We start from the raw sequence: 8,277 nt of genomic DNA on the forward strand, positions 1-8,277 counted from the left end.
CACCTGCCTTCCGCGTGAATCGGTCATCGAGGGGAACGCAGTTCCCGCCTGAGGATCTTCCCACTCGCCGTCTTCGGGAGTTCGGTCAGGATCGCGACCTCGCGCGGGTACTTGTACGCGGCAAGCCGTTCCTTGCAGTACGCACCCAGTTCTTCGGGTCCGACCGAGGCACCGGGCCGCAGGCTCACGTAGGCGCGGACGGTCTCGCCCCGGTAGGCGTCGGGGACACCGACGACGGCCGCCTCCCGGACCGCCGGGTGGGTGTAGAGGACGTCCTCCACCTCACGCGGCCAGACCTTGAAGCCGGAGGCGTTGATCATGTCCTTCTTGCGGTCGACGACATAGAGCCAGCCCGCGCTGTCCATGAAGCCGATGTCGCCGGTGCGCAGCTCGCCCTCCGGGAAGGCGGCGGCGGTGGCCTCGGGCAGCCGCCAGTAGCCGGAGACCACCTGCGGGCCCCGGACCGCGATCTCGCCCTGCTCGCCGAAGGGCACCTCATCGCCGTTCTCGTCGAGGATTCTGACCACCGTGTCGGGACCGGGGACACCGACGGACAGGGTCCCGGAGACCGGGTCGACCGGGGCCTCGCGCTCCGGCGGTACGGAGGCGCAGGGGGCGGTGCACTCGGTGAGGCCGTAGCCGTTGCGGATGTACGGGCCGAAGCCCGCCCGGAATTTCTCGACCAGGGCGGGCGGCAGCGGTGCGCCGCCCGAGGAGATCACCCGGAAGGAGGCGAAGTGCTCGGGGGTGGCGTCGGGGTGGGCGGCCAGCGCCATGAAGGCGGTGGACGGGCCCACGGTGTAGGCGGGGCGGTGTTCGGCGAAGGCTTCGAGGACGACGCCGGGGTGGAAGCGGTACGCGAGGACGAGGGTGCCCGCGTTGGTGAGGCAGGCGGCCAGCTGGCACACCATGCCGGTGATGTGGAAGAGCGGCGCGAGCGCGAAGTAGGAGGAGCCCTCGGGGACGGGGTGCCCGGTCCGCTGTCGCTCGGCGTTGATCATGATGTTGCCGTGGGAGTTCATGGCGCCCTTGGGGGTGCCGCTGGTCCCGGAGGTGTAGCTGATCAACGCCACGTCGGCGGCGGTGGGTTCGCGCCCCTCGGGAGCCCTGGTGCCCCGCCGGGCGACGGCGACCAGGTCGTCGGCATCCTCGGGCACGGGCAGCCGGTCGAAGCCGAGTACCCGTTCGTCGTTCTGCGTCTGGAGGTCGAGCTCACTGGTGGTGAGGGCGATCCGTACCGTCGGGGCGCCGGCCGCGGTGTCCCGCAGATACGCCTCCCAGGCCCGGTCCGCGCAGATCAGCGCGGTGACCTCGGCGTCCTTCAGTACGTGGCCGACCTCGCCGGACTTGTACATCGGATTGAGCGGGACGACCGTGGCGCCGGCCTTCCAGGCGCCGAGGAGTGCGAGCACGAACTGCGGGGTGTTCTGCAGCATGATCGCGACGCGGTCGCCGCGCTCCAGGCCCTCGGCGGCGAGGTGGCCGGCCACCGAGTCGGAGAGCGCGTCCGTCTCGCGGTAGCTCAGGCGTCCGTCGAAGTAGGCGAGCGCGGGATGCCCGGGGCTGCGGGCGACGGAGTCCCGGAAGGCGTGGACGAGGCTGGGCGCCGGGCTGACGGGGCCCCGCTGGGCCTCGCTGAGCAGCGGGATCCACGGCTTGGCCGCGTAGATCGACTCGGTCATGCGCCGGTCTCCTCCCATTTCTGCTGGAGGTGGTTCATGCTGCCGAGCCAGTGGTCGGTGTCCTTGGCACGGGCCCGGTAGTACCCGGCGACCTCGGGGTGCGGCAGGACGAGGAAGCGGTCCTCGGCCATGGCGCCGAAGAGCGCGTCCGCGACCGCCTCGGGCTCGATGGCGCTGGGGGCGAGGACGAGCTCCCCGGCCGATCCGGCGGCGGTGAGCATGTCCGTACGCACGCCCTGCGGGCAGATCGCGTGGACCTTGATGCCGCGGTGGCGGTAGGTGAGCGAGAGCCATTCGGCGAAGGCGACGACGCCGTGCTTGGTGACGCTGTACGGCGCGGCGCCGATCATCGTCAGCAGTCCGGCGGCGGAGGCGGTCGAGACGAAGCGTCCGCTGCCGCGCTCCAGCCAGTGGGGCAGCAGCGCCCTGGCCGCGCGGACGTGGGCCATCACATTGACGTCCCAGGCCGCGGCCCAGACCTCCTCGTCCGCGAAGACGTCGCCGGGCGAGGCGAGGCCGGCGTTGGCGCAGTAGACGTCGACGGTGCCGTCGAGCGCGTCCCTGGCGGCGTCCACGATCTGCGAGGCGTCACCGGCGACGGCAATGCCGCCGATCTCCTCGGCCAGTGTCTTGATCCTCGCCTCGTCGAGGTCGTTGACCACGACCCGCGCACCCTCCGCGGCGAACCGGCGGGCCAGCGCGGCTCCGATGCCGCCTCCGGCCCCTGTGACCACCACGCCCGTGCCCTGCACCGCACTCATCGGGTCCCGCCTCTCTCAGCCGACTGCACTGGCAGACTAACCAGTCGGTATGCCGGAGCGGAAGAGGCGGATGCCGCTCGGGCGGCGCTCCTGTCACAACCGTCCCGTCCGGCTCATTCCGTACGGCCTGAACGCGCGCTAGCGTGCGTGACCATGACATGCGTCGCGATCATGGAGGTAGCCGAATGAGCCTGTCCAGACGTGGTTTGCTGGCCGCCGGCGGTGCGGTGGGGGCCCTCGCGGCGACGGCCGCCGGGGCCGGGGCCGCGACCGCCGCACCCGCTCCGGGCAAGGGGCACGGCCGGGTCCGCACCGGCTTCGACCGGCTGGCGGCGGACGGCTACGCGCTGCTGAAGGGCCAGAAGGTCGGGGTCGTCACCAACCCGACCGGGATCACCTCCGACGTGCGCCACATCGTCGATGTGATGCACCCGGACCAACGGGTGGACCTGATCGCCGTCTTCGGCCCCGAACACGGCTTCCGCGGCACCGCGCAGGCGGGCGGGTCGGAGGGGCGGTACGACGACCCGGCGACCGGACTCCCGGTCTACGACACGTACTTGAAGAGCGGACAGCCGCTCGCCGATGTCTTCACGGCATCCGGCGTGGACACGGTCGTCTTCGACATCCAGGACGCGGGCGCCCGCTTCTACACGTACATCTGGACGCTGTACGACTGCATGGAGGCGGCGGCCCTCGCGGGGAAGCGGTTCGTCGTCCTGGACCGGCCGAACCCGGTGACCGGGCGGGCGGCGCTCGGCCCGGTGCTCGACCCGGCGTTCGGCACGTTCGTGGGCCGCCGGGAGATCGCGCAGGCGCACGGCATGACGGTCACCGAGCTGGCGCTGCTCTTCAACGCCCGGTTCCTGGCCGAGCGGCCGGTGGACCTGCGCATCGTGAAGATGTCCGGGTGGAAGCGCTCGGACTTCTTCGACGCGACCGGGCTGCCGTGGGTACCGCCGAGCCCCAACATGCCGACGCCCGACACGGCACTGGTCTACTCGGGGACCTGCCTGTTCGAGGGCACGAACCTCTCCGAGGGGCGCGGCACGACCCGGCCGTTCGAACTGCTCGGCGCGGAGGGCATCGATCACCGGTGGGCGGCGGCGGCGAACGCGCTGGACCTGCCCGGGGTCGCGTTCCGCGAGGCGTACTTCGCGCCGACGTTCTCCAAGTTCCAGGGGAAGACGGTCGGCGGTGTGCAACTGCACGTCCAGGACCGCGAGGTCTTCGATCCGGTGCGCACGGGGATCGCCCTGCTGGTGACGGCGAAGCGGACCTGGAGCGGCTTCGCCTGGCGCTCGGACAACTGGATCGACAAGCTCACCGGCAACACCCGGGTCCGCACCATGATCGACGCGGGGGCGGACACGGATGAGGTGGTGGGGGCCTGGGCGCAGGATCTCGCCGCGTTCCGGGCCGTACGGAAGCGGTATCTCCAGTACCGGTGAGACGGCGCCGGGCGGGCCCGAGGAGTTCGGACCCGCCCGGCACAGTGGTTCAACCCCCTACCGGTGGGCGGGGAACTCCACCACCTGCTGGTACGTCGGGCGGTTCTGCCAGTGGATGGACTTCTGGGCGATCCCGCCGAGCGGCCGGTGGACGATCGAGTCGGAGCACCACTGCTCGCCCGCCTTGCAGCTGTCGTCCCCCGGATAGACCTCCGTCGCGGGCTGGGCCGCGGCCTGCTTCAGGGACGCGAGCAGTGCGTCACGGCAGCTGTCCGGATCGCCGTTGCCGCAGTACGTCCTGGCCAGCGGCCCCTTGACCTGCTGCCCCAGGACCTGGCGCAGGTCCTTGTCCACGAAGCCCCACCAGCCGTACTGGAACGCGGATCCGCTGTGCGCCCCGCTCGGCCCGTGGCTCGCCGCCGGGGATTCGTCGGTGGCGAGGTTGGCGGTCAGCGCTCCGTACAGGCCGTCGCCGAGCCCCGGCCTGAACTCCCCCTCGACCAGCTTCGGCCACCACGCGTCCATGATCCGCACCGCGTCGGCATGGGTGTACGCGTGCGAACCGGGGCTGCTCTCCCTGCGCTGCGATCCCGCCGCCCGCCAGGACTCCAACTGCTGTACGGCACCGTTCAGTTCGGGATCGGTCACCGGCCGGGAGCGGATCACCTTCAGCAGTTCGGGCAGCAGCTGCTCGCCGCGCAGATCGGTGACCGCGGCCTGGGCCATGGCCCGGGTGAGGGACGCACGCGTCACCCCGCCCTCCTCGACCAGCTCCGACACCCGGTCGTCCAGCAGATCGCCCCGGTGCACCGCGCTGAGGCCGAAGCCCGCGGCGGCGTACCCCTTGGCCTGCTTGTTGTTCCAGGAGATGTAGTAGTCCTGCCCGCTGGAGTGCGGGTGCTCGGCGAACGGGGTGTACGCGGCGGTGTTGGCGGCCGGCTCGTACCCCTGCCACTCGTAGGCCCGCTCGGCCCGCACCGGCAGTGCCGGGTCGACGCCCGCCGCGCGCACCGGGTTCATGCCGCTGTTGTAGTAGGCGGCGGTGCGGGAGTCGGCGTAGAACCAGTTGAAGGCGTAGTCGATATGGCTTGCCGCCTGCTGGAAGGAGGCGGCGTCCTTGACGTACGACGGATCGTTGAGCATCTGGAAGCCGATGATCGAATCGGCCTCGTGGCGGTAGGTGGAACGCAGCGAGGTGTACGCGACGGGCTTGCCGCCCACGGTGGCGCGGTGGGTGACGATGCCGTAGTTCGTGCGCCGCACCTGCATCCGGTAGGAGCCCTTCGCCGTGGAGTCGGCGACGGTCGGCTTCCAGGAGTTGGTGCGCTCCAGCGTCTCCATGGCGGTGCAGGTGCCGCGGTAGAGGTAGTGCGTGGCGTCCTTGGTCGGTGTGGAGCCGTCGGGCTCGCACAGGTCGACGGCGTAGGTGTCGGTGATGTCCTGGCCTGCCGAGGTGGCGCTCCAGGCGTAGTCCTGGCCGCGGCCCATCTGGATGTACATGCCGACGCCGGCGAAGGAGACGCCGCGGGCGCTGATGCCCGGCCCCTGGAGTTCCTGGAGCATCATCAGCTGCGGGGCGAAGTAGCCGGTCTGCGGTCCGAACACGGCGATGGGGTTTCCGCTCGCGGTGTGCTTGCCGGAGACCAGCAGGGCGTTGGACATGCCGCGCTTCTGGGCGCCGGAGCCGGAGCCGGGCAGCGAGCCCTCGGGGATCACGCCGTCGTCGTAGATGCCCTGGGCTTTCTTGAGCGTGGCCGGGGCCTTGACCGGGGCCTTCCTGTCGGTGCCCGCGGAGCCGGTCCGGTCGTATATCAGGGGGTCGGCGGTGACGGACCCGGCGTCGGGCAGCGCGGTGCCGCGCGCCTTGGCGGGCTTGCCCGCGTACGGGAACGAGGTGCCGTCGTGGATCGTCAGCACGGCCTCGGGGTCCTCGCGCTGGCGGAACGACTCCCAGACCTTGGTGCCTTCGGCGACGCCGTACTTCTGCTGGGCGGCCAGCAGCGAGAGCGCCGCCTGCACTTCGCCGCCACCGCCGCCGCCGAACTGACCGCCGACGACCGAGGCGATGGAGATCAGGTCGGTCAGCTTGAACGGCTGGATCTCGCCGACGTTGGTGATGGCGTCGATCTTGCCGGTGAGGACGTACTCGCCCGGGAAGTAGCGGCCGTTCTTGGACTTCTCGCGGTAGGCGTTGATGCCGTCGACATACGCCTGGGCATCCACCATGGCCTGTTCGCCGCGGGCGCCCTCGTGGGTCCTGATGTACTCGACCTGGGCTTCGAGATCTGCCTCGGTGTACGGGGCCTGCGGCCAGAACTGCTGCTCCAGGCCCTGGTTGGCGAGGGCGCCGCCGGCGAACGAGGTCAGTTCGCCGCGTCCGATGTGCCGGAAGAGGTCCATCAGCCAGAGCCGGTCCTGCCCGGCGGCGAATCCGGCGCCGAACTCGGTGCCGTACCGGGTGGTGCCCTTGACGTGCGGGACACCGGATGCCTTGTCACGGGTGATGGTGACGTCGTCGCGCGGCGAGGTGACGGACTCGACCTGGTCCTTGGACACGCCGAAGGAGGCGTCGTTGAAGAAGTCGGTCAGCTTCTGGTCGGTGAGACCCGTCTGGCCGGCCACCAGGCCGTTGTAGCGGTCGAGTTGGTCGTCGCTGTGCGCGGGGTGCGTACCGAACGCCTTGTTGCCGAGGATGTCGACGAGGGTGGCATTGCCGTTCTCGCCGGGCGGCAGGATGTCGTCGCACTGCCCCTGGCAGTAGTCGGTGACGGGGGCGGGTTCCGCTGCCGCGGCGCCGGCCTGCGGCGAGGCCGCCAGCAGGGTGGTGCCGAGGGCGAGAACCGCCGCGACGGTGGCAGCTCTGAACTTGACGGTGCGTGGGGGCATGCGTGCTCCTCCGAGAGGCCGATGCGCCGGAGGTTACTGGCGGTATGACCCGCCGGTAAGGTGAGCAACCGTCACCTTTTCCGAATCGTCACATGCCGCCGTCGGCTGCGGCGCCGCGCTGACGGATCGCGCCGAATTCCGGACAACATCAGTCTTCGTGGGATCCGAACGGGGCAGCCGTACGTCCATCCCTTGACGCCGAAGTACGAGCGACGGAGGTGACGGTGCGGTGGCGGGATTCCGAAGTCTTGCGAGACAGGTCCGCGATCCGCGGAGCGACCTGGCGCTGCGGCGGTATTCGCTGCGCAAGTGCCTGGAGAGGTTCGCCCCTTACGGACATCGGGCGACCTGGGACCATCTGTGCACCCGGCACGGGATCGGGCCCGAGGACCGGTCCCCCGATCCGGCGCGGCTGATGCGCGCGCTGGACGAGCTGGAGGCGGCGCGGGCGGTCTGGCTCGGTTACGAGGCGGGGTTCGCCGAGCGCCGCAGGCGGGAGAAGCACGACGGGCTGCGCCGGCCCGGCGCGTTCGACGACTGGCACCGGCGCACCTGGGGCGGCTACGGGGTCGCGCGGTGCGAGGACCCGGCGGTGCACCCGTCGGCGCCGCTCGCCGAGGTCCTTCGGCGGTTGATCACGGCGCTGGAGTCGGAGCCCGGCACGGTCTGCCCGGTGTGCGCGGGCGCCGCGATCCGCTGGCGGCAGGATCTGGAGTGCGAGCCGTGGTCGGGGCCGGTCTGCACGGGGTGCGGGATCGTGGTGCCGCAGCCGGTGCTCACCCCGCGGGCGCTGGCGAAGGCCCGGAGCACACCTCGGCGGGATCTGGCATCGGTGGCGTGACGGGCGTCGAGCCCCTCCGGCATGCCCGCGCCCGCCCGGCACCCCGGCGGGCGGGCCCGGGGCCCCGCGTGTCAGGACCGGGTCCCCGGGATGTCCGGAATCCGTAGCCCGGCGACGACCTTCTCGTAGAAGGCGCCGGGTGTGTCCCCCGAGACCTCCTTCTCGGGGCCCCGCACCCAGACGTGGACGGAGTACTCGACCTCGGAGTCCTCGGTGATGACCTTGAGCTGGAGACCGCGGCTGAGGATTCCCGCGGCCTTGTCGCCCCGGTCGTAGAACTGGACGTCGAGCGTCGAGGCCGGTCGCCCGCCCGGCGTGGCGTGGTAGTCGAGCCCATAGCGGCGGACCTCGCGGCCGTCGGCACGGTAGTAGCCGACGAGGTCGTTGTCCGAGCCCTCGCCGGACGTCCGGTCGGCGGTGTCCGGATTCCGGTAGACCTGGATCCGGAATTCGAGCTCTTCGGACGGCTTCCTTCCGACGACCGCGCTGTCGAAGTGCGACGACTGGTACTGGACCGCCGGGTTGACGGCGTCACCGGGCGTACCGGTCTGGTACCCGGCCGGTACGGGCAGGCTGAGAGGCTGTCGGGGGGGGGGGGGAGAGAGGAGGAGGAGGGGGGGGGGGGGGGTGGGTGGCGGGAGGGCCGGCAAACCAGC

At 71.2% G+C, this 8,277-nt stretch carries 6 protein-coding genes; 2 read left to right on the forward strand and 4 right to left on the reverse strand.

All coding sequences use genetic code 11. From position 1 onward, the window contains the following. Nucleotides 1–23: 23 nt before the first annotated feature. Nucleotides 24–1,682 carry an AMP-binding protein gene (locus tag ACFVX4_RS11595; RefSeq protein WP_389974661.1) on the reverse strand — a complete coding sequence of 553 codons (1,659 nt, stop codon included), beginning with the start codon at nt 1,680–1,682 and terminating at the stop codon, nt 24–26. Beyond that, a complete protein-coding gene (locus ACFVX4_RS11600) occupies nt 1,679–2,443 on the reverse strand; it encodes an SDR family oxidoreductase (protein WP_389974664.1) in 765 nt (254 codons plus the stop codon). The genes ACFVX4_RS11595 and ACFVX4_RS11600 overlap by 4 nt, the downstream gene beginning before the upstream one ends. Before the next feature lie 185 nt (nt 2,444–2,628). On the opposite strand from ACFVX4_RS11600, the gene ACFVX4_RS11605 reads away from it, so the two are divergent. Beyond that, nucleotides 2,629–3,894 (forward strand): exo-beta-N-acetylmuramidase NamZ domain-containing protein, encoded by a 1,266-nt coding sequence (locus ACFVX4_RS11605; protein ID WP_389974667.1) that lies wholly within the window; start codon nt 2,629–2,631, stop codon nt 3,892–3,894. Nucleotides 3,895–3,951: 57 nt separating this feature from the next. Here ACFVX4_RS11605 and ACFVX4_RS11610 read toward each other — a convergent pair whose 3' ends face one another. Continuing rightward, a complete protein-coding gene (locus ACFVX4_RS11610; RefSeq protein ID WP_389974670.1) occupies nt 3,952–6,780 on the reverse strand; it encodes a penicillin acylase family protein in 2,829 nt (942 codons plus the stop codon). A 229-nt stretch (nt 6,781–7,009) separates the two neighbouring features. On the opposite strand from ACFVX4_RS11610, the gene ACFVX4_RS11615 reads away from it, so the two are divergent. Beyond that, complete coding sequence (locus ACFVX4_RS11615) at nt 7,010–7,621, forward strand: hypothetical protein (protein WP_389974673.1); 612 nt, start codon at nt 7,010–7,012, stop codon at nt 7,619–7,621. A gap of 71 nt (nt 7,622–7,692) precedes the next feature. Here ACFVX4_RS11615 and ACFVX4_RS11620 read toward each other — a convergent pair. Next, nucleotides 7,693–8,277 (reverse strand): hypothetical protein (locus tag ACFVX4_RS11620; RefSeq protein ID WP_389974676.1); only part of this gene is annotated, 585 nt, incomplete at its 5' end.

The organism is Streptomyces sp. NPDC058240 (assembly GCF_042882135.1).
Classification (GTDB): Bacteria; Actinomycetota; Actinomycetes; order Streptomycetales; family Streptomycetaceae; genus Streptomyces.